We start from the raw sequence: 26,744 nt of genomic DNA on the forward strand, positions 1-26,744 counted from the left end.
GATCAGCTACCGCTCTCGATCTTCTTCTTCAGGGCTTCGAGGCCGGTCTTGTAGAGCCCGCTCACGGCCTTCATCGCGGCCTCGTCGCTCAGCTCCGGCGGCGGATCGTTGTTGGGAAAGCCGCGGTAGAACGCCCCGGCCCATTCCAGCTTGGATTTGCCGTCGGAAGCCGGCGACACCGTCAACGTCGAGGAATAATTTGTCACCGGCAGCACCTTCACGTCGACCTTGGTGATCCGGTACGAATAGCTCATCATGTCGGGCTCGTATTTGTAGAGCTCCTCATCGACAGTCGCCCCGCCCGTCAGCGTCAGCTGGCGCGTCGCGCCGACCTCGTTGCCCTTCTCGCCGGTGGTCTTGGTGACGGGCGGAAGCCAGCCCATGTCCTGGAAGTTGCGGATCGCGGCCCAGACCTTGTCCTGCGGCGCGTTGATCTCGATGGATTCCCGCACCTTCTGCCGGGTCGGCCCATGCGCCCAGGCCGCCGGTGAAAAAGCCGGGCCCAAAGTCGCCGTCAAGCCTGCCGCCCCAACCACAGCCAGCGCCGCAGCCATGGCCGTGCGCCGTCCAATCGTCACCCTCATCTCGTTTCCTCATACGTCCAGTTGATCGTGCGCGACTTGGAATGCGCGCTGCGGTCATCCTAGCGCATTTTGGGGCCGAGGGGAGACCGGTTCGTGGCGCCGTTGCGGCGGAGCTCGGCACGACCCACAAGCTGTTGCGCGACCCGGCGGGCAAAACACCCATGGGAGGGTCAACGCCACCGAATTGAAATATTTCTCTTTATCAGAAGTTCGGATTATCGTATAGAAGGACATCCCAACCCGGCCGAGGGGCGCATCGCGATCGTCACGACACGCGGGATGGGACGTGGTGGACGCGGGCTGCGTCGGCGCGAAGGTGGTTTGCAGGGCGGGTCACACCGTGAGCAAGGACTAACGCGCACACGACCGGTGCAGCCTGCGTACGGCAAAATCGTGTGGTCCTGGCGCCCGGGGTCTGTGCGCCAAGTGTTGCGGTGATGTTGCGGCCCGACCGGGCGCGCGCATCAGCTATCCGCAAGGCGACGGGGCAATAGTGCATCGCTCCCCGGGGAGATCACGACATAAGCCGTAAAACCACTGCGCAGGGAAGGCCGGATGTTTGGCTTCACCTGTATGCCGCTGTGCAGCTTTTTAAGCACACGCTTTCGCACAGTGGACCGCGGGTGCCAGCCGGCACCCGGCCTTCCCTGCGCCCTCGGCACTTTTGAGGGCGGCAACTGAAGCAAAAGCTCGGGCACGATGTGCCGCGAGAACGGGAAACCGCGCGAAGGAGCACCGGATGGTACATTCATTCCGCCAGCGTCGCCTCGACGAACCCGTGCGGATCCGAACAAAACTCGCGCATCAGCCGGTAGTGATCCGTCGCCTCGACCGTCACCGGCTCCAGCCCGTATTTCCCGAGCCGCAGCAGCCGCGCATTCGGGTAAGCCATCAGCATCGGCGAATGCGTTGCCATGATGACCTGGCAGATCCGGGAATCCTCCATGCGTCGCAGCAGCTTCAAGAACTCGATCTGGCGCGCCGGCGACAGCGCCGATTCCGGCTCGTCGAAGATGAAGATGCCCTGGCGCTGACAGCGCTCCTCGAAAAAGCGCAGGAAGCCTTCGCCGTGGGAGTGCGACAGGAAATCGGGACCGACCTGGCCGGCGTCACGCGCGGCCTTGTCCAGATACCGCGCGACCGAGAAAAAGCTCTCGGCACGAAAGAACCAGCCATTGCTGATCTTCGGCAGCCAGCTCGCGCGCAGCGCCTTGCCGAGCTGGCCGCCCATCTTCTCGCGCGCCTCTGAATGATCGACCGGCATGTAGCCCTTGCCGCCCCCGGCATCGTCGTAGCCGGCGAGCGATGCGATGCCTTCGAGGATCGTCGACTTCCCGGTGCCGTTCTCTCCAACAACGATCGTGATGGCGGCGTCGAAGCTGAGCTCGAAATCATCCAGGAAGATGGGCAGGCAAAACGGATAAGCCTCGCGATCGTGAACTTTCGACGGGTCGAGCCAGACCCGCTTCAGATACGGCGCCGGCAGGTTGATCGTGCGATGACCTCGCCGGCTCATAGCCGCCTCTCCGTCCATTCCGCCACCGGCATTCCAAGCCGGAACGTAACGGGAACAATGATGCCGCGCAAGTGGCAGGGGCTCCCGGCGCGAGCCCCGTTCGCAGCCTAGTCCAGCGCCTCCAGCACCAGCTCCATCGTCATCAGCACGGGGTTGTCGCCGCGGACCAGGCGCCCCTCCGCCAAGCCGCCGGTGTAGTCGACCAGCGCAGCGTCGAGCGCAGCTTCGAGCGCGCCAGAGGGCCCGAGCGCGATCAGCCCGGCCGTTACCGCAAGCTCAGTCGCGAAAGGCTCGGTCACCCTGCCATGGCTGAAGCGAGCGCCGATGGTCGAGCCGACGCCGCCATGGATCTTCGCGCCCGCGATGCCGTGCGCACGGCAGAACTCTTCGAGCGCGCCGGCAAAATCCTGATTAGGGCGCAGCCGGAGCGCGAAGGCGCGGCTCGTGGTGCGCGCGCCGGTGCTCGCAGCCGCCACCGGCCCGAACAGCTTGAAGTTGGTCTCGGGATCGGGCTCGGCGGTGAACATCGCGCCGTCAATGCCGAAGGCGTCGACTTCGAACGGTTCGGCGACAACAGTCTCGTCTGGCAGCATGTGGCCGCCGCTGGTCTTGCCGCCCGCCTCCGTCCACAGCCCATGGCAGTGAAAGAACGGCGCTCCGTCGCGCGTGCCGAGCGTCATGGAGCCGAGCTTCGTGCGCGTCACGCCGCCGGGCCGGTACGTGTCGCTATAGAACGCCGCATTCTCGCCAGTCTTCGACAGCGCCGGCATGACATAGGCGAAAGGCTTGAGCGCGCCCTGCCTGAAGTTCAGCACGCCGCTCGTAAAACCTTCGGCCGCAAAGCCGCGCCGCGCGGCTTCCAGCAGCGGCAGACCTGCCTGAAGCGTGAAGGAGAAGGCGCGCCCCCTCGCCTCCACCCATTGAATGCGTTCCGCGATGGGCGCGCCCGGCTGCTTGATATTCCGCATCACCTGTGCTCAGCCCGCCTTCGTCTTGTCGAGATCGAGCAGCCCGCGCGCCTCGAGCTCATCACGCACCATGCGCTTCGGCACCTTGCCATAGCCCGATTTCGGCAAGGCCTCCCAGAAGAAGAACCGCTTCGGCATCTTGTAGCGCGGCACCTTCGGCGAAAGGAACGCCGCCATTTCGGCCTCGCTCACCGCCTTCGCACCTTCGCGCGCCACGCAGACGGCGACGCCGACCTCGCCCCAGGTCGGATCGGGCACGCCGAGCACGGCGACCTCGCCGACCGCGGGATGCGTCAAGATCTTCTCCTCGATCTCGCGCGGATAGATGTTGGAGCCGCCGGAGATGTACATGTCGGAGGCGCGGCCCGTGATGTAGACGAACCCCTCCTCGTCCATGTGGCCGAGGTCGCCGGTGCGGAACCAGCCGTTGCGGAACGCCTTCGCATTGGCTTCGGGATTGTCGTAATAGCCTGCGAGCACCGCCGGCCCGATCACGCAGATCTCGCCGCTCTGGTTGGCTGCGAGCTCGCGGCCTTCATCATCCTGGATCGAGACCTGCATGCCGGTGCGCTCGAAGCCGCAGGTGCCGATCTTCGCGTGCGGGCCGTCCACGGGATCGTGCAGCGCCGCCGGCAGCACGGTGATGTTGCCGGTGACCTCGCCAAGGCCGAAATACTGCACGATGACCTTGCCGAGCTTCTTCAGCGCGGTCTTCTGATCCTCGCGATACATCGGCGCGCCCGCATAGATCACGTGCCGAAGCGAGGAGTGATCGTATTTGTCGACGGCGGGGTGCTCGACCATCATCTTGAGGATCGTCGGCACCGTGAAGAGATTGGCGACCCGATGGGTCTCGATCAGGCGGAACGCTTCGTTGATGTCGAATTTCTCGGTCGGCAGCAAAACGGTGCAGACGCCGCGCGCGGTCTGCACCAACTGATGCACGCCGGCGCCATGCGACAGCGGCGCCACCACCAGCGAGGCGTCATTCTCGGTGACGCCGGGCGTCAGATCGGCGAGATGGTTGGTGACCACAAAGCCCATCTGGCCGTGGGTCAGCACCGCGGCCTTGGAGCGGCCGGTAGTGCCCGAGGTGAAGAAGAACCAACAGGGATCGTCGTGCTCGACAGCGACATTCGCGACATTGGCGCCGGCCTGCGAGGCAATGGCCTCAGCAACCGAACGCTCGCCGAACGCGCCCTTGCCGTCGACGCTCCAGGTGAACTCGAGCGCGCCGCCTTTCACGGCCGCCGCATGCTCGGGAAAATCGACATGGCACAGAAACGCCTTGGCGCCGGAGGCCTCTGCCAGATAGGTGACCTCATCCGGCATCAGGCGGAAATTGGTGGGCACCCAGACCGCGCCGAGCCGGAACGCGGCGAACATCGAGAAGAGCATCTCGTCGCCATTCTTGGAATGGACCAGGATACGGTCGCCCTTGGCAATGCCACGCGCGGCGAGCGCTGCGGCCAACGCCGAGACCTGCGCATCGATCTGCCGCCAGCTCCAGGATTTGTCACCCCAGACGAAACCGGGACGCGCGCCATGCCGCCGGGCATTCTGGGTCAGCATGTAAGCGAGATTCATGACGCGGCGCGACATGCGCAGGGGCTGCATGGGGATTCCTCTTCGAGGGCGGGCGGCGCGCTGGCCGCCGGCTCATTGCAGCCCATTTATCGCCATCGCCCGCGCCCCTGCAAGGCCGCCGGATGCACGGCTCCCCTACGGTTGCTTGAACGCAAACGGCGTCGCCGTGATCGCCTTCTGCTTGACGCAGGTCTGCGGACCAAAGCCGGCGCAGAAGCTGCCATGAAGATCGAAGCGGACGGTGCGCGTAGCGCCGCGCTTCATCGGCGGGGCCATGATCCTGTAGCGGAGGACATAGCCGTCAAACACCGGGCGAATGTTGCCGTCCGGCAGCGTCACCAGGATGTTGATGACGCAGCCGCCAGTTCCGCAATAGGTCGTCTCGCGATCGCCGCATTTGGTGTCCTGGAAATCGACGATGTAGTCGTCGCGGCCGTCACCGGTCAGGTCGATCTTGCGCACCGTATCGGGCGCGAAGGTCACCTCGCCACCGTCCTGGCTGGTGCATTCCTCATTGGCGTAGCGCAGTGCCTTCTGCACGCCGGGCGGATAGTCGGAGGGATCGAACGGCTTTGCATCCTCCGCGCGCGCGGCGGAGGCGAACAGAGCGAGCAGAAGCATCAAATAGCGCATGCGCGTTTGTCGCCGGCGCGGCCGCAATCGTTCAGAAAATTTTAAACATGATCGGCGCACCCTTCCTCAGTTCTCGCGTACAGAGTGTCGCATCATGGTCAAAGCGCCCGCCTTCCTCCTGTTGTCGCTGGCGCTCGCCGGATGTGCCGTGGCGCCACAGGCGCATCTGGCCTCCGATCCCGCCTTCAAGCCTGCACGTTATGCCTGGGATGGCGCCGGCGAGGATCCCAATCGGCCGCGGGCAGCAGCACAGCCAGCGCGGACCTCGGCCCGATCCGAGCGGAACGGCTCGCAAGCCGGACTTCAGCCCCATTCGAAGGAGTGGTGGCAAGCGCAGGACGGCAGCGAGGCCGAGCAGGATGCCAGGGTCAACCGCTCCCTGGTCATCTGCCAGGGATGCCTGCGCCCGCCGCAGCAGCCCGAAGATTCCAGGCTCGCCAAAGCGGCCGATTGAACCGAACGACCTCAGCTACTGAAACCAGGCGACCTGACCGCGCGTTACCGCTTCGCGCGAGGATCGCAATTGGAGGTGCGACGACATGAGCGACGTCATCGACAACAAGGACCATCACTGCTTCGAGCTCGAGGTCGAGGGCCATGTTGCGACCGAGCATTACAAGCTCGACGGCGGCGTCATCACGTTCGAGCACACCGACGTACCAAAGGAGCTCGGCGGCAAGGGCGTCGGCTCGAAGCTGGTGCAAGGCGCGCTCGACCAGGTCCGCGCCGCCGGATTGAAGCTGATCCCGCAATGCCCGTTCGTGAAGGCATGGATCGAAAAACATCCGGATTATGCGGACCTCGTGGCGAGGTGAGAGCACAGGCCCGCCGCCCGTAGCCAGCGGGCCTGCCGACAGCTACGGCCTATCGTCCGTGCTTGAGCATGTCCTGATCATTCAGATCCCAGTCCTGCCACAGCTGAAGGATGCCCAACAGCACCACCGCCGCGCCGAGGCTCGTGTGGTAGATGCGGAGAAAGCCGTCAGCGGAATAGCCGAGGGCGTAAGGCGAGGCGATGAGCCACAGTCCGACGAGGATCGTCGTCACCTCCTGCCAGCGCTGCAAGGCGACATATTCGAGCTGGCTGATGCCAAATACGACCAGGCCGATTGCGACCGCATTCAGGATCGCCGTCGGGTGCCCGGCAATCGCCGGATCCTGGACGGGAAACCACGGCGAAGCCACGATCAGCGCGCCGAGCAGCATCCCGCACCAGTCTTCCCATGTCCGATGAGTATTCAAGAAACCAAAGTCCGACATCGTAACCTCCTCCAAAGAGGCATACGTCTGCGGCTGGCAATCATGACACTCCGAATGTCTAGCGACCCTGCCGGCCGCATTCGGGCGTATGTCCTTGAGAGGACGTGGGAGCCGCCGTGGAACTTGCAAGAGTGGCGCCGGTAATTATTGGAGCCGGCGTGGTGTTCACCAGGGATGGCTTCTCATACTGCACTGCAGCTACAGGCACGCGCGTTTGCAGATATCTGCCGTGCGGCAAGCTCCCATGGCCGCGCCTTGCCAAGGACCGGGACGGGCTCCTAGATCAACGCCTCAGACCCACGTCGGAAGGATCTTGCATGGTGGCATCGGTACGGGACAACAAGGACAGGAGCCGCTTCGAACTCGATGTCGGCAACGAGGTCGCCTTCGCCAATTACCGGCTGACCTCGACGGCGGTCATCATCACCCACACCGAGACGCCCCGCGCGCTGCGCGGCCGCGGCATCGCCTCCGAGCTGATCAAGGGCGCGCTGGACTTGATCCGGCGCGACGGCCGCAAGGTGATCGCCGGCTGCGGCTTCGTGGTCGACTATCTCGACAGGCATCCGGAGAATGCGGATCTGGTCGGCTGAAAGCAAAAAGGGCCCGCGCGATCGCGAGCCCCTGCGGCACGACCGGCATTCGGTCAGTGCTTGCGGTCAGTGCTTGATCTCAGGCGGCAGCTTGCCGCCATTGGCGGCGAGCTTGGACATCACCTGCTTGTGCAGCCAGACGTTCATGCTGGCCGAGTCGTTCATGTCGCCGCTGTAGCCGAGCTCCTTGGCGAGATCCTTGCGCGCAGCAAGGCTGGAATCGATGTCGAGCGCCTTCATCAGGTCGACGATCGAGGTGCGCCATTCCAGCTTCTCGCCCTTGTGCGCGGCCACCGCCTTGTCGACGATCGCCGCCACATCGACCGCGGCCATGGGCGCGGAAGCCGGCGCCGACGCTCCAGGCGCGGCCCCTGCGGGCGCACTACCCGGCGCCGCGCCACCGGCGGGCGCGGCGGAAGCCGGCTGGCCGCCGAAGATCGCGCTCATGATTTTCCCGAAAATGCTCATGTCTGCTCCCCGAAAAGGATCCGTTGGAAGGGCCTTGAGTGGCACTTATAGACCAAGTTACTGCGTAGCGCCCGCGAAGTTCTGCGAACCACCACGCAGCATCAGCTTATCTGCGGCGAAATGACGACCGAATGACATCGTCGAGGTTGCGATGCGGCATCGAATTTCACCCAAGCGTGAGGACAGGACTCGGAAATGGGCGTACGCTTCCAGCTCAGCTCGCGATGTCGTCCGGAATTCGCGTCTGGTCGGGATCGCGGGACTTCAGAGAATGGCGGCCGCTTGCGCCGTTTGCCGGCGCCGAATTCGGCCGCTCGGCAAGGGAGCTAGCGACCATGGCTACACTCTACCAGGGCAATGTCCCCACGATGGCCCAGCCCGCGGATGCGGCTGGACCGGTGATCCGAACCATCCAGCTGTCTGATCTGCACGATGCGCTCAGGCGCGGCTGGGAAGATTTCAAGGCCGTGCCGAGCCACGCCATCCTCCTCTGCGTGATCTACCCGGTGCTCGGCCTCGTGCTCGCCCGTGTGGTGATGGGCTATTCGGTGCTGCCACTGCTGTTTCCGCTCGCCGCCGGCTTCGCGCTGATCGGCCCCTTCGCAGCGCTCGGTCTCTACGAGCTTTCCAGCCGGCGCGAACGCTATGAGGAAGCAAGCGCCTGGGATGCGATGGAGGTGCTGCGTTCGCCCTCGTTCGGAGCGATGCTCGGCCTCGGCACGTTGCTGCTCGCGCTGTTCGTGACCTGGGTTGCGACCGCGCAGGCGATCTATGTTGCGGCGTTCGGCTATGAGGGCGTCACCGGAATCTCGGACTTCATGACGCGCGTGCTGACGACGCAGCAGGGCTGGTGGCTGATCGTGGTTGGCTGCGGCGTCGGTTTCCTGTTCGCGCTCGCCGCGCTCTGCATCAGCGTCGTGTCGTTCCCCTTGATGCTGGATCGCCACGCCGGCGCGTTCGAGGCGATGAGCACCTCGCTGCGCGTGATCGCGAGGAACCCGGTGCCGATGGCGGCCTGGGGCGTGATCGTAGCGGTTCTGCTCGCGCTCGGCACCATCCCGGCGTTCCTCGGCCTTGCCGTGGTGATCCCCCTGCTCGGCCATGCCACCTGGCATCTCTACCGCAAGGTGATCGTCTCGGAGCCCGGTGCACGTCCGGTGCCGCCCCCGCCGCATCGTCCGCGCAAGCCGGCTGCCGACTTCCCGGCCAACCTCTTCCCCTGGCGTAACAGGACGGGCGCCTGACGATATCGTGACATGCGATCCTGCCCTGGTTCGGGCAGGATCGCGGCCTGTCGCACGCCTTGCTTTGGCCGCGGTTCCGATCGAGATTGCGCGCCCCGGTCAGATCGCTTCACGGAATTCATTACCTCGAATGACCTCGACGATTTCTCGTCTCGCTCTCGCAGCCTTCGCCCTCTCCGCGTCAATCCTGTCCGCCCAGCCAGCGTTCGCCGCGGTTGCCTGCGGCTCGGGCAATTTCGATGCCTGGCTTGCGGACTTCAAGACCGACGCTGCGGCCAAGGGGATCTCACAGCAGGCCATCGCATCTGGTCTCGCCGGCGTGACGCTGGATCAGAGCGTGCTCAACCGCGACCGCTCGCAAAAGGTCTTCGCCCAGACCTTCGAGGAATTTTCCGGCCGCATGGTGCCGCCGCGCCTGGAGCGCGGCTCCAACAGGATGAAGCAGTACGGCTCGGTGCTGTCGCGCATCGAACAAACCTATGGCGTCCCCGGCGAGGTTCTGGTCGCGATCTGGGGCCTGGAGACCGATTTCGGCGTCAACACCGGCAAGTTCGCCACGATCCGGTCGCTGGCAACACTGGCCTATGACTGCCGGCGCGCCGAGCAGTTTCGCGCCGAACTGCTCGACGCACTGCGCATCGTCCAGCGCGGCGATCTCGTGCCAGCCGAGATGAAGGGCGCCTGGGCCGGCGAACTCGGCCAGACCCAGTTCATGCCGTCGTCCTGGATGAAATACGCCGTCGATTTCGACGGCAACGGCAAGCGCGACCTCCTGCACAACGCGCCCGACGTGCTCGCCTCCACCGCCAATTATCTTGCCGGCTATGGCTGGCAGAAGGGCAAGGATTGGCAGCCGGGCAGTCCGAATTTCGCGGTGCTGCAGCAGTGGAACAAGAGCGAGGTCTATTCCAAGACCGTCGCCTATTTCGCCACCCAGCTGGCGCGCGCCCCTTAAAGACCCATCAACAAACGCGTAGGGCCGATCGTCTGACCGGCCCTCTCTCGTGCGTTTGCCTACCCGTTTACTTGGCCATGGTGGCGTGCATCGCCTTGTTCAGATGCGCGCCGCACGCACCCATTTTGCCGTTGAGCAGCGAATCCTGGGCAGCCGCGATCTCCTTCTGCGCGACGAACTTGCTGTCGCCGTCGGCCATGTTCTCGATCGCGGTCTCGGTCTTCTCCAGATTGGCCGAGCTGCAACCGCCCGTGGCATGCTTGGCGGCCTCGGCCGGCGCGACGGCGAACGCGACGGCGGCAATTGCAATAACCCCGAGTAACTTCGTCATGATGTTACTTCCTTCTGTTGTTCTTGAGACAGGACCAGCGACATTGCCGGCCTCTGCAACATGACTTTCCCCCGGACGCGGCAACTTGCCGCAATAAATTCCCCGCGAGAATTGCGTGATGTTGCGCATCACGCAGAGCCGCATGCGAAATTTCTGATTTTCATTGCATCCCGGTAATCATCGTCACACGCTCGGCGTGTGTGCCCTGCGCTATCGTGGGTGCGAATGGGCCGTTCCGACGTATCCTGCCGCGAAAAAGCCCGTGGGACCCCATTCGCGCCTACAGTTCCATCCCACAAATAATGAATATATATTCAAAATAACGATTTTCGTTTCATGCGAATCGCGCATGCCCGACTTGGGTGTAGAAGCTGACGATCCGACTTGCTGGTGACAGGCACGCAACTTATTTCGGCTATGATCGAGATCAGTCGACAGCCCTTAAACCCGTGATTTCACGGAAGTTTGTCGCCAGATTCGGTCCATACAATTCAAGCCTTGGGCGGGACTGGCGAGAGGTTAAGCCTCCCTTACTCGCGGTATGCGTTACTCGCTTAGCTGCATCGCAACATCGGAACTTTCGCAGTGCACCACTCTCACCTATATTCATTTCAACGATGCAGCCCGGGCAAGGGTTGAATCGAAACTACAGGAGACTACCAATGCTGCTCTCGCTCATCCGCATGATCCAGGCCTTCCGGGACTATCAGCGCAATGTTGCCGAGCTGTCCCAGCTCAGCGATCGCGAACTGGCCGACATCGGCCTCGATCGCTCGGACATCCCGCGCGTTGCCGCCGGTCAGTATCAGGGCTGATATCGTTTCAGCCCTTCCACCGGAACGGACCGATAGCGCCCGCCTCGTGCGGGCGTTGTCGTATCTAGCGGCAGAAAACTCGATCTCGGCGATTCCACTCCACGCCGAAAAGCGCTACCTGTCCGCCCCATGACAGGACCTCAATCCAACATCGTGCACGTGATCGGCGCCGGCCTTGCCGGCTCTGAAGCCGCCTGGCAGGTGGCCAAGGCCGGCGTGCCCGTGGTGCTGCACGAGATGCGGCCGACCCGCATGACCGAAGCGCACCGCACCGACGGGCTCGCCGAGCTCGTCTGCTCCAATTCGTTCCGCTCGGACGACGCTGCCAACAATGCCGTCGGCCTGCTGCATGCGGAGATGCGCCGGCTCGATTCGCTGGTCATGCGCGCGGCCGATGCCAACCAGGTGCCCGCCGGCGGCGCGCTCGCCGTCGACCGCGACGGCTTCTCCACGGCCGTCACCAAGGCGCTGAACGACCATCCCCTGATTCAGATCGCCCGTGGCGAGGTTGCATGCCTGCCGCCGGCCGACTGGAGCAACGTCATCGTTGCCACCGGCCCCCTCACCTCCGCACCGCTCGCCCATGCCATCCGCGAGTTGACCGACGAGAACGCGCTCGCTTTCTTCGACGCAATCGCGCCGATCGTGCACCGCGAATCCATCGACATGTCGGTGGCGTGGTTTCAGTCGCGCTACGACAAGGTCGGCCCCGGCGGCACCGGCGCGGACTACATCAACTGCCCGATGACCAAGGAGCAGTATGACGGCTTCGTCGCCGCGCTCATCGCCGGCGAGAAGACCGAGTTCAAGGAGTGGGAAACCAACACGCCCTATTTCGACGGCTGCCTGCCGATCGAAGTGATGGCGGAGCGCGGCCCCGAGACCTTGCGCCACGGCCCGATGAAGCCGGTCGGTCTCACCAATCCGCACGATCCCACGACCAAAGCCTACGCGATCGTGCAGCTGCGCCAGGACAACAAGCTCGGCACGCTCTACAACATCGTCGGCTTCCAGACGAAGCTGAAATACGGCGAGCAGCAGCGCATCTTCCGCACTATTCCCGGGCTGGAGAAGGCGGAGTTCGCCCGCCTCGGCGGCCTGCATCGCAACACCTTCCTGAACTCGCCAAAGCTTCTCGACAGTCAGCTGCGCCTGCGCGCACAGCCGCGTCTGCGCTTTGCCGGCCAGATGACGGGTTGCGAGGGCTATGTGGAATCGGCCAGCGTCGGCCTGATCGCCGGTCTCTATGCAGCCGCGGACGCGCGCGGCGAGACGCTTGTCAGCCCGCCCGGCACGACCGCGCTCGGATCGCTGCTCGGCCACATCACCGGCGGCCATATCGAGACCATCGAGCCCGGCACACGCTCGTTCCAGCCGATGAACATCAATTTCGGTCTATTCCCACCGCTTGCGACCGCGCCGACAAAAAAGCCCGACGGCACGCGCCTGCGCGGCAACGAAAAGACGGTGGCCAAGAAGCAGGCGATGAGCGCACTGGCACTCGCCGATCTCGATCGCTGGATCGCCGATCATTTGCGCATTGCCGCAGCCGCGTGAGTTTGCAATGAGCCTCCCCAAAGACGACGCCGCGACGCTCTCGGCGCGCTGGACCGAGGGCGTGCTGCTCAAGCGCGACGTGTTCTCGACCGTCGAACGCGGGCGCTTCCGTACCGACATCGGCGAAGTCGACGCCGTGCTACGCCGGCTCGACGAGGTGCCGTGGTGGTCATTCCTGCTGGCGCGCCATCTGTTCGCCCGCGAGAAGCACGCACTGCGGCTCGCCAAAGGCCTCAACGTTGGACCGGAGCTGCTGTGGGCCGGACGCCGCGCGCTGGTGCGCGGCTTCGTCGACGGCGTCGCTTTGCATCTGGCCAAGCCCCATGGCGACCTCGCCTATTTCCGTTCGGCCAAGGTGGCCCTGCGCCGGCTGCGCCGCGCCGGTATCTGCCACAACGATCTTGCCAAGGAACAGAACTGGCTGGTCGGCCGCGACGGCCTCGCCTATGTCACCGACTTCCAGCTCGCCGCCTGCTTTGCGCGGCGCGGCCGGCTCTATCGCATCCTCGCCTATGAAGACCTCCGGCATCTGCTCAAGCACAAGCGCTCCTACGCACCTGAGGCGCTGACACCGCGCGAGCGAAAGATCCTTGCGAAGAAGTCATTCGCCGCCAGCCTGTGGCTTGTCACCGGCAAGAAAGTCTATCGCGCGATCACGCGCGGCCTGTTCAACTTCACCGACCGCGAGGGCGGCGGCCGCAGGCTGGTCAATGATGCGCCGGTGCTGACCGAGCTGATCCGCAAGAACCCGGCCGTGCGCGACACCGCCATCGTGGCTTTCGCGGACCGCCGCTCCGGCGTCGGGCTCTATGCCTTCGTCGAAGCCGATCAGGGCACGCTCGAGGGCCAGTTGCGGAACGAGCTTTCGGCCGCCAAGGGGCCGAAACCGCCGGAGCACATCCAGGTGGTTCACGCGCTACCGCGCGACGCCAGCGGCAAGCCGCGCACCGAGATCCTGCAACTGGTCGCCATGAACCAGCTCGACCTGATCGAGCCGATGATGAAGAATGACCAGGACCGCGCTTTCCTCAAGGACATCCTGGAACAGCGAAAAAACCTGCGCGACCGCTTCAATTTTGAGGCGAACCTGCCAGCGAACTGACGGGCAGTCTCGCCTTGAAGCGTCCACATTGGCGATAGAGAAGCGGTCGGACAAGTCAGGCTCGGCGGGGTCATGGGCACTCGGGGGACGATGATGCATCGCGTGGTTGGCGGCCTGATTGCCGGCCTTCTGCTGCTGGCGGCCGCGCCCGCAATGGCCGAGACCCCGGCCGAGCTGATCTCCAGCTTCCGCCTCAAGCACGGTGAGGTTCGCGTCGTCCGCGATTCCACCCTCGACCGCATCGCCATGGACCAGGCCCGCGCGATGGCGGCCAAGGACGACCTCAGTCACGACGCGCTCGGCCCCTTCAATCGCCGTGTCGCGCCCGCCGGCGCCGGCCGCGCCGCCGAGAACATCGCCTACGGCTACGACAATTTCGAGAAGACCCTGGGACAGTGGATCGACTCGTCCGGGCACCGCAAGAACCTGTTGCTGCACAACGCCTCCCGCGTCGGCATCGCCAGCGCCAGGAATGCCAGCGGCAAGCGCACCTATTGGGCCATGGTGATCGCGGGCGATTACGAGCCGAAGGGCAAGGGCAAGAAGAAGGACAAGGAGCCCCTCGTCGCCGTGAAACGCGAGGTTGCCGTGAAACGCGAGGCCGCACCCGCGAGCAAGCCCAAGCCCAGCAGCTGTCACATCAAGCTGCTCAGCCTCTGTATCTGAGGCAAGCCAACGTCAGCCGCGTCGTGCCGCCTCGATCGCAGCGACGTCGATTTTCCTCATCCCCATCATCGCATCGAAGGCACGCTTGGCTTCAGCGCCGCCGGCCGCCAGCGCCTCGGTCAGCACGCGCGGGGTGATCTGCCAGGAGACGCCCCATCTGTCCTTGCACCAGCCGCACGCACTCTGCTGTCCGCCATTGCCGACGATGGCGTTCCAATAGCGGTCCGTCTCCTCCTGGTCATCGGTTGCGATCTGGAACGAGAACGATTCGTTGTGCGTGAAAATCGGACCACCGTTGAGGCCGAGACAGGCCACGCCGGCGACGGTGAATTCGACGGTGAGCACATCCCCCGCCTTTCCGGACGGGTAATCGCTGGGCGCGCGGTGGACGGCGCTCACCGCGCTGTCGGGGAACGTCTCGGCATAGAAGCGGGCAGCCGCCTCGGCATCCCTGTCGTACCAGAGGCAAATCGTGTTCTTCGCCATCGTGCGTCCTTTCAATTCCCCACCAAATTTTGCTTTCAATCAGCATAGGCATCGGGATCCGGATGCTCCAGTTTGCCCGATCTTGCTCGTTGCGTCATTGTGTCTAGCTGAGGGAACCCGATGGCAGAGGCTTCTGACTTGATCGACATCGCCCGAATTCGCGCCGACACACCCGCCGCCTCCCGGCTCGCATATCTCCACAACGCAGGCGCTGGCCTGATGCCGGCGCCGGTCGTCGCGGCGATGAAGGGACACATCGATCTGGAGACCGAGATCGGGGGCTACGCTGCCGCCGATCGCGAGGCCGACCGGCTCAACGCGGTCTACGGCTCGGTGGCGCGTCTCTTGAATGCCGCGCCCGATGAGATCGCGCTGGTGGAGAATGCGACGGTCGCCTGGCAGATGGCGTTCTATTCGCTTCCGTTTCGCAAGGGCGACCGAATCCTGACCGCCGAAGCGGAATACGCCGCCAACTATGTCGCCTTTCTCCAGGTCGCCAAACGAACCGGCGCGGTCATCGACGTGGTGCCCAGCGATGCGAGCGGCGAGCTCGACGTAAACGCGCTCGAACGGATGATCGATGAGCGCGTAAAGCTCATCGCGATCACCTGGGTCCCGACCAATGGCGGGCTGGTCAATCCGGCGGCAGCTGTCGGCAAGATCGCGCGAGCGCACGGCATTCCCTATCTGCTCGACGCCTGCCAGGCGGTCGGCCAGATGACGGTGGACGTCGAGGCCATCGGCTGCGACATGCTGTCGGCCACGGGGCGAAAGTTCCTGCGCGGCCCGCGCGGCACCGGCTTCCTTTACGTCCGCCAGGCGCTGCTGCAACGACTAGAGCCGCCGATGATCGATCACTTCGCCGCGCCCTGGGTCTCGCGCGATGAATATCGGCTTCGCGACGATGCACGCCGCTTCGAGACCTGGGAGAACAACTACGCGGCCCGGCTGGGCCTCGGCGCCGCCGTCGATTACGCCCTGGAGATCGGCATCGCTCCGATCGAACAACGCTGCCGCATGCTTGCCGGCCGTCTTCGCGGCGGCCTTGCCGCCCTTCCCGGCATCACCATTCGCGACCTCGGACGCGCGCCGGGTGCCATCGTCAGCTTCACGCTGGACGGGCACGAGGCGGATGCCGTTGTCGCCAGCGCCGCTACGGCAGGCATCACCATCGGCGCTTCAGATCCGTCGAGCACGCGTATCGATGCCGAACTTCGCGCCTTGCCGCATGTCGTGCGGGCATCGCCGCATTATTACAACACGGAAGCCGAGATCGATCGGCTGATCGCTCACCTGGCGGATCTGGCGACACGGTAGCAAAAAGGCCGGCGCGGCCGGGCCGACCTTGAAGTCGATCCAGCCTCGCGCCGTCTGGGCTTCAAGCTCTTGTCGTCAGCGCCGAGAGCTGGTCGGTATCGAAGCGGGCGCGTAGCTCGCTGATGGCTTTTGCATCCGGGGGACCACTTGCCGTCAGCTTCGCCAGCTCCTCGAAGTAATGCTCGTGTCCCGGCGGGGATACGGTCATGAGCACGCGCGCGGGCTTCTCGCTCGCGTTGGTGATGTCGTGAGGAACACCGGGAGGAATGAAGAGGAAGGTCCCTGGGGTTGCCCGGACAATCTCATCCCCGACGAACCATTCACACTCGCCGTCGAGCATGTAGAAGGTCTCTTCCTGAACACGATGAACGTGCCGGCCGGTGGCGAATCCTGCCGGAATTGTCCAATCGAACATGCTCGTATGCCCAGTGTCCTCGCCCGTCACCAGGAAGGCCATTGGTTGGCCGCGCAGCGTGACCCCCTCGGTCTCGCCGGGCCTGCGGATGACGTGTCTCGCGGTCATGTACACCTCCATCGCTTGTTGCAGCGTTCCTCACGGCTCGCGCGATGGTGGTCCAGTCCAGCCGGAAAGTCGCAAAGCCGTTCGGAAAACGTTGCAAAAAACCTGCGAAATGTGGCCTTCTTCGATGATGGCCACGATCCTTGAATTTGGTCCCTTTCGCCTCGATGGCGATGCGGGGATCCTGTTCCACGGTGCTGAGCCGACCGCTCTCGGCCAGCGCGCAGTATTGCTCCTGGCGCTCCTCGTCCGGCAGGCTGGTGTGCCGGTTTCAAAGGATGCCTTGATCGAGGCGGCCTGGCCCGCCCAGGCCGTCGAGGACAGCAACCTGACCGTCCAGATCGCGGCGGTGCGGCGCACGCTGGCGGACATCTCCGGCGAGGCGCGTTGGATCGAAACGCTGCCGCGCCGCGGCTATCGCTATGTCGGCCCGACCGTGACGAAGTCTGATCCGGATCCCGCACGAGCAACACCGCAAGCGCTGTTGCCGTCATTGCCCGACAGGCCGTCGATCGCAGTGTTGCCTTTCACGAACTTGAGCGGCGATGCGGCGCAGGACTATTTTGCCGACGGGATGGTCGACGACATCATCACCGGCCTCTCGCGCATCAATTGGCTGTTCGTGATCGCGCGGAATTCCACATTCGCCTACAAGGGCCGCGCGGTGGACGTGAAGCAGGTCGGCCGCGAACTTGGTGTACGCTACGTGCTGGAAGGCAGTGTCCGCAAGACCGGCACGCTGGTCCGCATCACCGGCCAGTTGATCGATGCGTCGACTGGCATGCACGTCTGGGCCGAGCGATTTGACCGCCGGTCCGAAGACGTCTTCGCCCTCCAGGACGACATCGCATCGTTGACCGTCGGTGCGATCGCGCCCAGCCTGCGGCGCGCCGAGATCAATAGGGTCAGGCGCAAGCGGCCGGACAGCCTGGATGCCTATGATCTCGTCCTGCGCGCCCAGCCGGACGTCGATTCCGGCATGCCGGCCCAGGTCACCCAGGCGCTCGTGCTGCTCGAACGTGCGATCGCGCTCGAGCCTGCGTACGCGCTTGCGCACGGCAATGCAGCGATGTGCCATCACTGCCTGTTTCTTCGAGCCGGTTTGCAGGAGGCCAATCGGCAGGCCTCGATCCGCCACGCGCGCTCGGCCATCGCTCACGGCCAGGATGATGCGCTTGCTCTCACGCTCGCGGGCTTTTCGATCGGCATGGACGGGCACGATCGCTCCGCAGCGTTCATCGCGTTCGAGGCCGCGCTCGCCATCAGCCCATCATCGGCGCTGACCTACATCCTCGGCAGCGTCATGCTCGGCTGGGGCGGAGATGCCGACCGCGCTATCGAATGGAGCGAACAAGGCCTGCGGCTCAGTCCGTTCGATTCCTGGGCTTTCGCCGCGTTCGATGCCCAGGCTCTTGGGCACTTCCATCGCGGCCGATATGAGGAAGCGTGTCGCGCCGCTTACCGCTCGGTTCAGGCCAATCCTCGCCACAGCATCACCCATGTGCAATTGGCCGCGGCGCTGGCAAAGCTTGGACGATTGCAGGAGGCGAAGGCGGCGGCCACGCGGGTGCTGGAGCTGCACCCGACGTTCCGCTATGGCCGTCAATTTCAGGGCGTCAACTGCGCGCCAGCGCTCGCTTCCTCTCTCGGCGATGCCCTCCGCATCGCAGGCCTTCCGGAGTAGCGCCGAGTTCGGCCTGGCGTCTCCACGCGCCCTACGTGCAGCGCGCGCTTAGTCCGGATGCACTGAGCTTTGCCATCACCTCGTCGAGATGGGCGCTGTCGCGGGTCTCGATGACGAGTTGCAGCAGCGTGGCCTTGGCCGGCAGGTCGGAAAAGGTCCGCTGGTGCGAGACCTCGATGATATTGGCGCCGGCCTCGGCCAGGAGGGCCGCGACGGCGGCCAATTGCCCGGGTCTGTCGGGAATGTCGAGCGAGAGCTGGGTCAAACGCCCCTCGCGCGCCAGCTCGCGGGTGAGGACGGATGCGATCAGCCGCGTGTCGATATTGCCGCCGCTCAGGACGAGGCCGACCTTCTGGCCGGCAAAGCGGGTCGGATCGGACATCAGCGCGGCAAGGCCGGCGGCGCCGGCGCCCTCGACGACCGTCTTCTCGATCGAGATCAGGGTCGCAACGGCGCGCTCGAGCTCGGCTTCGTTGACGAGCGCGATGTCGTCGACGAGGCGGCGGACGATTTCGGTGGTGATCTTGCCGGGCGATTTCACCGCGATGCCTTCGGCCAGCGTGTCGCCCCGCGCCGGCAGATTGCCGTCATGGATGGCGTTGTACATCGAGGGATAGAGCCAGGCCTCGACGCCCAGGATTCGCAGCGACGGCTTGATCGATTTCGCCGCGATGCCGATGCCGCTGATCAGGCCGCCGCCGCCGATCGGCACGACCAGCGTGTCGAGCTCCGGCACGGCCCTCATCATCTCCAGCCCGACCGTACCCTGCCCCGCGATCACCAGCGGATCGTCGTAGGGGTGAACGAAGATCATGCCTCTGGCTTCGCCGTGGCTGCGCGCGAACGCGGCCGCCTCCTCCAGCGTCGCGCCCGTGACGACCACCTCCGCGCCGTGATGCCTGGTGTTCTCGACCTTCACCATGGGCGTGCCGACCGGCATGACGATGGTGGCGGGAATGCCGAGCCGTTTGGCGTGATAGGCCACGCCCTGCGCGTGGTTGCCCGCCGACATCGCGATCACGCCCCGCGCGCGCTCCTCCGGCGTCAGCGCGGTGAGGCGGTTGAGCGCACCTCGCTCCTTGAACGAGGAGGTAAACTGGAGGTTCTCAAATTTGAGCCAGATCTCGCAGCCGCAGATGCTGCTCAGCGTGCGGCTGTAGCTGCAGGGCGTCTCGACGACGGCGCCCCTGATCGTCTCGGCGGCAGCTTGAACGTCGTCAGGAGCGACCGGAAAGCCGCTGAGGTCGGACGATGTGGTTTGGGACAACTCAGCCATGGGACAGCATAGAGCATCCGGCGGTTCGAGGCGATAAGCCAGCCGCTATTTGGTAAATTCCCGGGAACGTGAAGCCCGCCACAATGTCCAGAGCGTACGCAGCCGCGACGTCGGCTGCGGCGCAAACGGATCGCGGCCGGGCTGCGACAGGCGCTTGAGATCGGCCCTGACCTGGCTCAGCGGCAGAAACGCCGGACGCGCCTGCACCGGAACGTCCGCCAGCAGCGACAAGGCCGTGGTCAAATGCTGCTGCGCCTCGCCTGCAAGCTGCTCCAGTACGGCGCGGAGGCTCGCCGTCTCCTTGCCAGCGAACACGTCCTCCATCTGGCAGCCATGGCTCGCCAGCACCTGTTGCGGCAGGAATAGCTGCCGGCGCGACGCATCGCGCGGCAGGTTCGCGATGATTTGCACGATGCCCTGCGCCAATCCCGCATGACGGGCGAGATGTTCGACCGCCCCCGACGGCGGCCCCAGGACCTGCGCCGCCAGACCAAACAACGCCGACGAGGTCGCGGCCAGATAGCCCTCCAGCGCCGCCATGGTCGGCATCGGATCGTTGTAGAGGTCGAACTGGTGCTCGTCGACGAGCAGCGACAGCGGCTCGACCGGCAAGTCGAACTCGCGGATCGCACGCAGCAGCTCCGCCGCCACGGGATTGCCCTCGGCACTGCCGTGCACCAGGCCGGAAAACAGATCGGTCCACCATTGAAAGCGGATTTCGCCGGGCAAGGGCTGGCTCACCTGGTCGCGGACGCGGACGATCTCGACATTGAAGGCATAAAGCGCCAGCAGCGCGCGGCGCTCGGCGGCAGGCGCGAACAGTGTCGCGGCATAGCGCGGAAAGTCATGGCTGCGCACGAGATCGGCGCAGAAAGTGGCGGAATCTGGCGGCGGCGCGGCGCTGCTCATGTGCTGTTCATGGCACCGCGATCAGCGCAGCGGCAACCCGCCGCCGTTCGCCGATCATGATGTTGTAGGTGCGCACGGCGGGACCGGTCTGCATCGTATCCAGCACCACCCTTACCGCCTTGAGCGCCTGCCGCAGCGCCGGCGGCGGCAGCCAGACCCCGGTTCCGGTGCCGATCAGCAGGGTGTCGATGCTGTTGGCGGCCGTGAAGACCCGGTCCAGCGAATAGCGGTCGATCCTCGCGGGATCCGTCACGTCCCAGGCCCAGATCGCGTCGGGCAGGCACAGCAGCGAGCCCCGATGCGACATGCCGGCGAAGGCGAAGCCGCCCTTGCCATAGGCCTCGATCGGCGCCGAGCGCGGGAAATGCGGTGCGTTGGGATCGCCAGCCATGAGCTTCGTCCGAATGGGCTTACTGCCCTCGCAAACGCCTGCGAGGGCATGCGGTTCGGATCATGCCTTGCTTTTCTTCGCCGGCGTAGCTGTATCGGGCGCATCCTCGCGATGCTCGCCGACGCCGAGATAGATCAGGATCGGCGCCGCGATGAAGATCGAGGTGTAGGTGCCGACCAGCACCACGCCGAACATCATCACCGCGGTGAAGCTGTGGATGGCGTGACCGCCGAACAGGAGCAGCGCCAACAGCGCCAGCGTCACCGTGAAGTGGGTGATGATCGAGCGCGACAGCGTCGAGTTGATGGACTCGTTGAGCAGCTGCGGCATCGGCATCTTCTTATAGCGACGCAGCATTTCACGGATGCGGTCGTAGATGACGACGGTGTCGTTGAGCGAATAGCCCAGAATGGTCAGCAGCGCGGCGATGCTGGTCAGGTCGAAATCGACCTGGCTGATCGACATGAAGCCGATCGTGAGCACGATGTCGTGCACGTTGGCGATCATGGCGCCAAGCGCGAACTGCCATTCGAACCGGAACCAGAGATAGATCAGGATCGAGATGATCGCGAGCATCAGGCCGAGCATGCCGTAGGCGAGCAGCTCGCCGGCGACGCGCGGGCCAAGCACCTCCGTACGCTGGATGTCGACGCTGTCGCCGAGCGCGCCACGAAGCTTTTGCAGCGCAGCCTGCTGGGCGGCGTCGCCGCCCGGCTGTTCCGCAACGCGGATCAGGACGTTCTCAGGGCCGCCGAACTCCTGCAATTGGACTTCGCCCAGTCCCAGCGCGTCGAGCTTGGTGCGCATCGCCGCGATGTCAGCGGTGCCGGACTTTGCCTTGACCTCGAGCAGCGTGCCGCCCTTGAAGTCGATGCCCAGATTTAGCCCATGGGTGAAGAACAGCGTAATCGCTACGATCGACAGCACTGCCGAAATCGGGAAGCTGATCCGGCGGAAACGCGTGAAGTCGAAATGCGTGTTGTCCGGGACGATCCGCAACGACGGCAACAGGCCGAGGGCTGCGACCACAGTGAGAATGGCGATGAGGACGCCGAGCCCGATGAGAACGGTGTGAGTCACGATCAGGCTCCTAGATCGGCACGCTCTGCGGCCGCTTCCACCGCACCCACCAGGCCACGATCAGCCGGGTCATGGTGAAGGCGGTGAACACCGTGGTGATGATGCCGATGCCGAGCGTCACGGCGAAGCCGCGCACCGGGCCGGTGCCGATGTAGAACAGCACCGCGGCGGCAATGAAGGTGGTGATGTTGGAATCGAGGATGGTCGCGAGCGCCCGCTTGAAGCCGGCGTCGATCGCCGAGATCGCGTTGCGGCCGCCGCGCAGCTCCTCACGGATGCGCTCGTAGATCAGCACGTTGGAGTCCACGGCGATACCGACGGTGAGCACGATGCCGGCGATGCCGGGCAGCGTCAGCGTTGCGTTGAGCAGGGACAACAGGCCAAAGATCATGGCGACGTTGATGGCCACGGCGATGTTGGCGAACACCCCGAACAGCCGGTAGGTCAGCAGCATGAAGATGATGACGAGGATCGAGCCGACATAGGCCGCGAGCTCGCCCTTCTCGATCGAGTCCTGGCCGAGGCCCGGACCGACGGTGCGCTCCTCGACCACCGTCAGCGGCGCCGGCAGCGCGCCGGCGCGCAGCAGGATCGCCAGATCGTTGGCCGATTGCACGGTGAAGCTGCCGGAGATCTGGCCCTGGCCGCCGGTGATGGGCTCGCGGATGACGGGCGCCGAGATCACCTTGTTGTCCAGAACGATCGCGAACGGCAGCCCAACGTTCTCCTGCGTGGCCTGCGAGAACTTGCGCGCACCCGAGGTGTTGAACTTGAAGCTGACGACCGGCTCGCCCGTGCGCTGGTCGAAGCTCGCCTGAGCGTCGGTCAAATCGCCACCGGCGACCAGCACCTGCTTCTTGACCACATAGGGCGTGGGCGGCGGCGAGGCGCTCATCAGCAGTTCGGATTCCGGCGGCAACCTGCCCGCTTGCGCCTGATCCGGCGGCACGGAGGTATCGACCATCCGGAATTCCATCTTCGCGGTCCTGCCCAGCAGTTCCTTCAGGCGGGTCGGGTCCTGAAGGCCGGGGACCTGCACCAGGATGCGGTCATTGCCCTGGCGCTGGATCACGGGCTCGACGGTGCCGAGCTCGTTGACGCGGCGTTCGACGATCTGGATCGACTGCTCGATGGTCTTGCGCAGGCGATCGAGGATCGCAGCCTGCGGGACGCTCAGGCGGATCACCCCGCCGCCGGCATCGGTCACCTCGAGGTCGCGCTGACCGCTGGATCCCATCAGGCCGCCCAGCGGCTGAGACAGTTCGCGCAGCTTGGCGAGCGCAGCCTGAGCGTCAGTTTCCTTGGTGATGCGAACCTCGACCGCGTCGTTGCGCACGGTGACGCCGCCGGTGAAACCGATCTTGGCATCGCGCAGCGTGCGGCGAACGTCGTCGCGGATCTGGTCGAGCCGTTCCTTCTTCACGTAGTTGGAATCGACCTCGAGCAGCAGGTAGGAGCCGCCCTGGAGGTCGAGGCCGAGCACGAGCCGGCGCTGCGCCCAGGCCGGCCAGGTCTTGACCTGTGACTCGGGGAAGAAGTTCGGGACCGCGCAGAGGCACACGATCAGCGCCGTCAGGATGATCCCGAGCGCCTTCCACCGCGTGAAATACAACATCGACTGGACCTGTCAGATCAGGAGACTTGAGATGCTCGCGGACACGCTCACTTCGAGGCGGCGTCGTCCTTGGCGGCTTCCTTGCTATCCTTGGATTCCTTCGCCGGCTCGCCCTTGGCGCGCACGCCCGAGATCATCTGGCGCATCTGCCGCACACGCACGCCGTCGGAAATCTCGAACTCGATCTGGTCGTCGTCCACGACCTTGGTGACCTTGCCGACGAGGCCGCCCGAGGTCACCACGGTGTCGCCGCGGCGGATATTCTTCACGAGGTCGGCGTGGTCACGGACCTTCTTCTGCTGCGGACGCAGAATCAGGAAGTACATGATCACGAAGATCAGGGCGAACGGCAGCAGCGACATCAACATGCTGTTGGTGTCGCCGGCGCCCGCGGCCTGGGCATACGCAGGGGTAATCAGCATTCGGACGATCCTCGTGAGAACGGGGGAAAGCCGGTCAGGCCCTCAAAGGCGACCGGTTCGGTCAAATTCGCGCGGACTATAGCGGCCATTGCCCCAATTGCAACGCTGCCAGACTGCCCTTTTGACCCACCTTGCGGCGCGCCGTCAGGCCCGATAAGGCTGCGTTCTCAGGAACTTCGGACATGCCCAAAAACCTTAGCAAAAGCCCGGCCGGCAAAGGCCCCCGCACCCCTGCCCGCAAGCCCGCCCCCGTCGCGGCAAAACGCCCCAAGGGGGCCGTCAAGGCAGCCCTCGAGGCGGCCCCAGACCTCTCCCAGGAGCGCATGGTCCGCGCGCTGGAGACCATTGCGGCGCACCTCTCCGCCCAGGGCAAGCCGGCCCTCGAACGCGAGTCGTTCAAGCAGGCCGATGCCTATGTCTGGCACCCCGACGGCCGCCTCGCCGCCGTGCCGCGGGTCAGCCGCGTCGAGCTGTTCCTGCTCAAGGGCGTCGACCGCATGCGCGACATCCTGATGGAGAACACCGAGCGCTTCGCCAACGGCCTGCCCGCCAACAACGCGCTGCTCTGGGGCGCGCGCGGCATGGGCAAGTCGTCGCTGGTCAAGGCGGCGCATGCCAGCATCAACGCGGAGCGAAAGCCGGCGGACAGGCTGAAGCTGATCGAGATCCACCGCGAGGACATCGAAACGCTGCCGATGCTGATGGAGAAGCTCCGGGACGCCAGCTTCCACTTCATCGTGTTCATCGACGACCTCTCCTTCGACGGCAACGACGCGTCCTACAAGTCGCTGAAGGCCGTGCTCGAAGGCGGCATCGAGGGCCGGCCCGAGAACGTCATCCTCTACGCCACCTCCAACCGCCGCCATCTGCTCGCGCGCGACATGATCGAGAACGAGCGCTCGACCGCGATCAATCCCGGCGAAGCGGTCGAAGAGAAGGTCTCGCTGTCGGATCGCTTCGGCCTGTGGCTCGGCTTCCACCGCTGCAGCCAGGACGAATACCTCGCCATGGCGCGCGGCTATTGCAGCCATTTCGGCATTGAGGTCGACGATGAGGCGCTGGAGCGCGAGGCGCTGGAATGGTCGACCACCCGCGGCTCCCGCTCGGGCCGCGTCGCCTGGCAGTTCGTGCAGGAGCTGGCGGGCCGGCTGGGCGTGAAGCTGACGGCGAAGTAAGGCTGGCTTTCACCCCACTCACAACTGTCATTCCCCGCCTTGTGCGCAATTGCGCACTGGAGCGGGGAATCCAGTTCGCCGCAGCCTATCGGCTCAACCACAACTATCTCTTGAATACTGGATCGCCCGCTTTCGCGGGCGATGACACCGTTCGTGTGGTGAGGGGCTGGCGGCGCCTCACGCCCCGTTCAGGAACTGAAGCGGGTCAACCGGGCTCGATCCCTTGCGGATCTCGAAGTGGAGCTGCGGCGACGCCACCTCCCCGGATTGACCCGACTTGGCAATGACCTGACCGCGCTTGATGGTATCGCCGCGCTTCACCATCAGCTCACTCGCATGGGCATATGCGGTGACGTAGCCGTTGGAGTGCCGAACCAGGACCAGATTGCCGTAACCCTTCAGCTCGTTGCCGGAATAGGCGACGACGCCGTCTTCCGCCGCCTTCACCGGCGTCCCCTCGGGCACCGCGAGATTGATGCCGTCGTTGGACTTGCCATTGGTCTTGGCGCCGTAGCTCGTGACCACCTTGCCGCGCACCGGCCAGCGGAAGGTCGGCAGCGCGCTGGTGGTCTCCGCAGCTTTCGCTGGGGTCTCGGCGGGCTTCTCTTCGACGTTGGTCGTGGCCTGGGCCAGGCGAGCGCTCTGCACCGGCGCGGCGACAGCCGCCATCTTGGTAGCGGGCGCGGGAGCGGCAGCAACCGGCTGGAGCGTGCCGACAACCGGAGCAGCCCCGACAGGAGCCGCTGCAACCGGCGCCGCAAGGGCAGCGGTCTTGGCACCGGGCACGGTCAACTTGGTGCCGAGCTTGAGCTTGGCCGACGGATCGAGGCCGTTGGCACGGGCGAGCTCGGCCGACGTGATATGGTTCTTGCGGGCGATGCTGGCGAGCGTGTCGCCGTGGTTGACGAAGTGGGTGCTCGGCGGCGCCGCAATGGCCGCAACCGGCTTGGCTGCAGGCGCCATCGCGGGAGCCGCAGCGACGGGAGCCAGCGCGGGCGCGGGCGCAGCGGCCGTGGCCGGATGCGGAATGATCAGCTGCTGGCCGGGCGAGAGCGAACGCGGCCCCTTGTAGCCGTTGGCGGCAAGGATCGCCTGCGGCGTGACACGATAACGCTTGGCGAGGACGTCGAGCGTATCGCTGGTGCCGACGATGATCTTGGTCCCTCCGGCCGGCTGAGCCGCGGCAACGGAGCGCGGCGGAACGGTGGCCGTGGTCTCAAGATGCGGCTGCGTCGGGGGCGCGTAGGAGCTGACGCCGCGCCCGCCTCCGGACACGCCACCACCACCCGCGACCGGATAGGATTGCGGTGGGGACACCGCCGGCGGCGGCAAGGGCTGCGACTGATAATAGCCGGGCTGCGTCTGCGGCCGCGAATATTGCGGCAGCTCGCGCTGCTGCGGCGGCGGGGCCTGCTGCACCGAACCGGTCTGGTCAGAGGAGAAGGGGTTGGAGAAGTTCGACTGGGACAGCCGCGACGACATGTCGGCGCTGCATCCTGCGAAACTGAAGGAGATCAGCGCCAGCACCGCGACCTGCGGTACGCGGCGCGAGTAAAGCAACTCGGCGACGACGGACATGGTTACTCACTC

At 65.1% G+C, this 26,744-nt stretch carries 30 protein-coding genes; 12 read left to right on the forward strand and 18 right to left on the reverse strand.

Going from position 1 to position 26,744, the window contains the following annotated elements; all coding sequences use genetic code 11:
* Nucleotides 1–2: 2 nt before the first annotated feature.
* From GGD62_RS04635 to GGD62_RS04655, 5 genes are all read right to left on the reverse strand, one after another.
* Complete coding sequence (locus tag GGD62_RS04635; protein ID WP_026201933.1) at nucleotides 3–584, reverse strand: SRPBCC family protein; 582 nt, start codon at nucleotides 582–584, stop codon at nucleotides 3–5.
* A 748-nt stretch (nucleotides 585–1,332) separates the two neighbouring features.
* Nucleotides 1,333–2,100, reverse strand: coding sequence for an AAA family ATPase (locus GGD62_RS04640; RefSeq protein ID WP_183707309.1), 768 nt, complete (start codon nucleotides 2,098–2,100; stop codon nucleotides 1,333–1,335).
* A gap of 107 nt (nucleotides 2,101–2,207) precedes the next feature.
* Nucleotides 2,208–3,068, reverse strand: coding sequence for a PCC domain-containing protein (locus GGD62_RS04645; RefSeq protein WP_183707311.1), 861 nt, complete (start codon nucleotides 3,066–3,068; stop codon nucleotides 2,208–2,210).
* A 9-nt stretch (nucleotides 3,069–3,077) separates the two neighbouring features.
* On the reverse strand, nucleotides 3,078–4,685 hold the full coding sequence (locus tag GGD62_RS04650; RefSeq protein ID WP_183707313.1) for an acyl-CoA synthetase: 1,608 nt from the start codon (nucleotides 4,683–4,685) through the stop codon (nucleotides 3,078–3,080).
* Nucleotides 4,686–4,790: 105 nt separating this feature from the next.
* The gene (locus GGD62_RS04655; protein ID WP_183707315.1) at nucleotides 4,791–5,288 is read right to left on the reverse strand and encodes a hypothetical protein; all 498 of its coding nucleotides are present in this window, start codon (nucleotides 5,286–5,288) and stop codon (nucleotides 4,791–4,793) included.
* Between the two features lie 94 nt (nucleotides 5,289–5,382).
* Between GGD62_RS04655 and GGD62_RS04660 the strand changes: the two genes are divergently transcribed.
* Both GGD62_RS04660 and GGD62_RS04665 read left to right on the forward strand, forming a co-directional pair.
* Nucleotides 5,383–5,742 carry a hypothetical protein gene (locus GGD62_RS04660; RefSeq protein WP_018317901.1) on the forward strand — a complete coding sequence of 120 codons (360 nt, stop codon included), beginning with the start codon at nucleotides 5,383–5,385 and terminating at the stop codon, nucleotides 5,740–5,742.
* A gap of 85 nt (nucleotides 5,743–5,827) precedes the next feature.
* Nucleotides 5,828–6,103, forward strand: coding sequence for a GNAT family N-acetyltransferase (locus tag GGD62_RS04665; RefSeq protein WP_092257871.1), 276 nt, complete (start codon nucleotides 5,828–5,830; stop codon nucleotides 6,101–6,103).
* Between the two features lie 49 nt (nucleotides 6,104–6,152).
* Here GGD62_RS04665 and GGD62_RS04670 read toward each other — a convergent pair whose 3' ends face one another.
* Nucleotides 6,153–6,494, reverse strand: coding sequence for an SPW repeat protein (locus GGD62_RS04670; protein WP_312013773.1), 342 nt, complete (start codon nucleotides 6,492–6,494; stop codon nucleotides 6,153–6,155).
* Between the two features lie 371 nt (nucleotides 6,495–6,865).
* Here GGD62_RS04670 and GGD62_RS04675 point away from each other — a divergent pair, with 371 nt between their 5' ends.
* Nucleotides 6,866–7,141 carry a GNAT family N-acetyltransferase gene (locus tag GGD62_RS04675; protein ID WP_018317899.1) on the forward strand — a complete coding sequence of 92 codons (276 nt, stop codon included), beginning with the start codon at nucleotides 6,866–6,868 and terminating at the stop codon, nucleotides 7,139–7,141.
* Between the two features lie 66 nt (nucleotides 7,142–7,207).
* On the opposite strand, the gene GGD62_RS04680 is transcribed toward GGD62_RS04675, so the two are convergent.
* Together GGD62_RS04680 and GGD62_RS41475 are read right to left on the reverse strand one after the other, a co-directional pair.
* The gene (locus GGD62_RS04680) at nucleotides 7,208–7,609 is read right to left on the reverse strand and encodes a DUF3597 domain-containing protein (RefSeq protein WP_026201930.1); all 402 of its coding nucleotides are present in this window, start codon (nucleotides 7,607–7,609) and stop codon (nucleotides 7,208–7,210) included.
* 214 nt (nucleotides 7,610–7,823) lie between these two features.
* On the reverse strand, nucleotides 7,824–7,946 hold the full coding sequence (locus GGD62_RS41475; RefSeq protein WP_018317897.1) for a hypothetical protein: 123 nt from the start codon (nucleotides 7,944–7,946) through the stop codon (nucleotides 7,824–7,826).
* On the opposite strand from GGD62_RS41475, the gene GGD62_RS04685 reads away from it, so the two are divergent.
* Both GGD62_RS04685 and GGD62_RS04690 read left to right on the forward strand, forming a co-directional pair.
* Entirely contained in the window at nucleotides 7,945–8,853 is a 909-nt protein-coding gene (locus GGD62_RS04685) for a DUF2189 domain-containing protein (protein WP_183707317.1), read from the forward strand. The two genes, GGD62_RS41475 and GGD62_RS04685, sit on opposite strands and share 2 nt — an antisense overlap.
* A 130-nt stretch (nucleotides 8,854–8,983) precedes the next feature.
* The gene (locus tag GGD62_RS04690; RefSeq protein WP_018317895.1) at nucleotides 8,984–9,808 is read left to right on the forward strand and encodes a lytic murein transglycosylase; all 825 of its coding nucleotides are present in this window, start codon (nucleotides 8,984–8,986) and stop codon (nucleotides 9,806–9,808) included.
* Nucleotides 9,809–9,875: 67 nt separating this feature from the next.
* Here GGD62_RS04690 and GGD62_RS04695 read toward each other — a convergent pair whose 3' ends face one another.
* On the reverse strand, nucleotides 9,876–10,139 hold the full coding sequence (locus GGD62_RS04695; protein WP_183707319.1) for a hypothetical protein: 264 nt from the start codon (nucleotides 10,137–10,139) through the stop codon (nucleotides 9,876–9,878).
* 662 nt (nucleotides 10,140–10,801) lie between these two features.
* On the opposite strand from GGD62_RS04695, the gene GGD62_RS04700 reads away from it, so the two are divergent.
* From GGD62_RS04700 to GGD62_RS04715, 4 genes are all read left to right on the forward strand, one after another.
* A complete protein-coding gene (locus tag GGD62_RS04700; protein WP_007590701.1) occupies nucleotides 10,802–10,954 on the forward strand; it encodes a DUF1127 domain-containing protein in 153 nt (50 codons plus the stop codon).
* Between the two features lie 129 nt (nucleotides 10,955–11,083).
* Nucleotides 11,084–12,511 carry a methylenetetrahydrofolate--tRNA-(uracil(54)-C(5))-methyltransferase (FADH(2)-oxidizing) TrmFO gene (gene trmFO, locus GGD62_RS04705; protein WP_183707321.1) on the forward strand — a complete coding sequence of 476 codons (1,428 nt, stop codon included), beginning with the start codon at nucleotides 11,084–11,086 and terminating at the stop codon, nucleotides 12,509–12,511.
* Nucleotides 12,512–12,518: 7 nt separating this feature from the next.
* On the forward strand, nucleotides 12,519–13,613 hold the full coding sequence (locus GGD62_RS04710) for an AMP-binding enzyme (RefSeq protein ID WP_183707323.1): 1,095 nt from the start codon (nucleotides 12,519–12,521) through the stop codon (nucleotides 13,611–13,613).
* Nucleotides 13,614–13,706: 93 nt separating this feature from the next.
* Nucleotides 13,707–14,279 carry a CAP domain-containing protein gene (locus GGD62_RS04715; RefSeq protein ID WP_049814866.1) on the forward strand — a complete coding sequence of 191 codons (573 nt, stop codon included), beginning with the start codon at nucleotides 13,707–13,709 and terminating at the stop codon, nucleotides 14,277–14,279.
* Nucleotides 14,280–14,291: 12 nt separating this feature from the next.
* Here the strand turns inward: GGD62_RS04715 and GGD62_RS04720 are convergent, their stop codons facing one another.
* Nucleotides 14,292–14,765 carry a VOC family protein gene (locus GGD62_RS04720; protein ID WP_183707325.1) on the reverse strand — a complete coding sequence of 158 codons (474 nt, stop codon included), beginning with the start codon at nucleotides 14,763–14,765 and terminating at the stop codon, nucleotides 14,292–14,294.
* Nucleotides 14,766–14,885: 120 nt separating this feature from the next.
* On the opposite strand from GGD62_RS04720, the gene GGD62_RS04725 reads away from it, so the two are divergent.
* Nucleotides 14,886–16,082 (forward strand): aminotransferase class V-fold PLP-dependent enzyme, encoded by a 1,197-nt coding sequence (locus GGD62_RS04725; protein WP_244550678.1) that lies wholly within the window; start codon nucleotides 14,886–14,888, stop codon nucleotides 16,080–16,082.
* A gap of 61 nt (nucleotides 16,083–16,143) precedes the next feature.
* Here GGD62_RS04725 and GGD62_RS04730 read toward each other — a convergent pair whose 3' ends face one another.
* Nucleotides 16,144–16,605, reverse strand: coding sequence for a cupin domain-containing protein (locus GGD62_RS04730; RefSeq protein WP_183707327.1), 462 nt, complete (start codon nucleotides 16,603–16,605; stop codon nucleotides 16,144–16,146).
* Between the two features lie 127 nt (nucleotides 16,606–16,732).
* Here GGD62_RS04730 and GGD62_RS04735 point away from each other — a divergent pair, with 127 nt between their 5' ends.
* Complete coding sequence (locus GGD62_RS04735) at nucleotides 16,733–18,286, forward strand: winged helix-turn-helix domain-containing protein (RefSeq protein ID WP_183707613.1); 1,554 nt, start codon at nucleotides 16,733–16,735, stop codon at nucleotides 18,284–18,286.
* 31 nt (nucleotides 18,287–18,317) lie between these two features.
* Here the strand turns inward: GGD62_RS04735 and GGD62_RS04740 are convergent, their stop codons facing one another.
* Genes GGD62_RS04740 through yajC form a run of 6 tightly spaced genes read right to left on the reverse strand, consistent with a single transcriptional unit; the run spans nucleotide 18,318 to nucleotide 23,979 of the window.
* Nucleotides 18,318–19,562, reverse strand: a complete 1,245-nt coding sequence (locus GGD62_RS04740) for a threonine ammonia-lyase (RefSeq protein WP_183707329.1) — start codon at nucleotides 19,560–19,562, stop codon at nucleotides 18,318–18,320.
* 45 nt (nucleotides 19,563–19,607) lie between these two features.
* Nucleotides 19,608–20,471, reverse strand: coding sequence for a phytoene/squalene synthase family protein (locus tag GGD62_RS04745; RefSeq protein WP_183707331.1), 864 nt, complete (start codon nucleotides 20,469–20,471; stop codon nucleotides 19,608–19,610).
* A 7-nt stretch (nucleotides 20,472–20,478) separates the two neighbouring features.
* Nucleotides 20,479–20,862, reverse strand: coding sequence for an Mth938-like domain-containing protein (locus GGD62_RS04750; protein ID WP_018317885.1), 384 nt, complete (start codon nucleotides 20,860–20,862; stop codon nucleotides 20,479–20,481).
* A 60-nt stretch (nucleotides 20,863–20,922) separates the two neighbouring features.
* Complete coding sequence (secF, locus tag GGD62_RS04755; RefSeq protein ID WP_018317884.1) at nucleotides 20,923–21,942, reverse strand: protein translocase subunit SecF; 1,020 nt, start codon at nucleotides 21,940–21,942, stop codon at nucleotides 20,923–20,925.
* Nucleotides 21,943–21,952: 10 nt separating this feature from the next.
* Entirely contained in the window at nucleotides 21,953–23,557 is a 1,605-nt protein-coding gene (secD, locus tag GGD62_RS04760) for a protein translocase subunit SecD (protein ID WP_018317883.1), read from the reverse strand.
* A gap of 47 nt (nucleotides 23,558–23,604) precedes the next feature.
* Nucleotides 23,605–23,979, reverse strand: coding sequence for a preprotein translocase subunit YajC (gene yajC, locus GGD62_RS04765; protein ID WP_014495068.1), 375 nt, complete (start codon nucleotides 23,977–23,979; stop codon nucleotides 23,605–23,607).
* Between the two features lie 182 nt (nucleotides 23,980–24,161).
* Between yajC and GGD62_RS04770 the strand changes: the two genes are divergently transcribed.
* Entirely contained in the window at nucleotides 24,162–25,154 is a 993-nt protein-coding gene (locus GGD62_RS04770) for an ATP-binding protein (protein ID WP_183707333.1), read from the forward strand.
* Nucleotides 25,155–25,331: 177 nt separating this feature from the next.
* Here GGD62_RS04770 and GGD62_RS04775 read toward each other — a convergent pair whose 3' ends face one another.
* On the reverse strand, nucleotides 25,332–26,732 hold the full coding sequence (locus tag GGD62_RS04775; RefSeq protein WP_183707334.1) for a LysM peptidoglycan-binding domain-containing M23 family metallopeptidase: 1,401 nt from the start codon (nucleotides 26,730–26,732) through the stop codon (nucleotides 25,332–25,334).
* Nucleotides 26,733–26,744 lie beyond the last annotated feature (12 nt).

Origin of the sequence: Bradyrhizobium sp. ERR14 (assembly GCF_014198235.1) — a bacterium.
Taxonomy (GTDB): domain Bacteria; phylum Pseudomonadota; class Alphaproteobacteria; order Rhizobiales; family Xanthobacteraceae; genus Bradyrhizobium.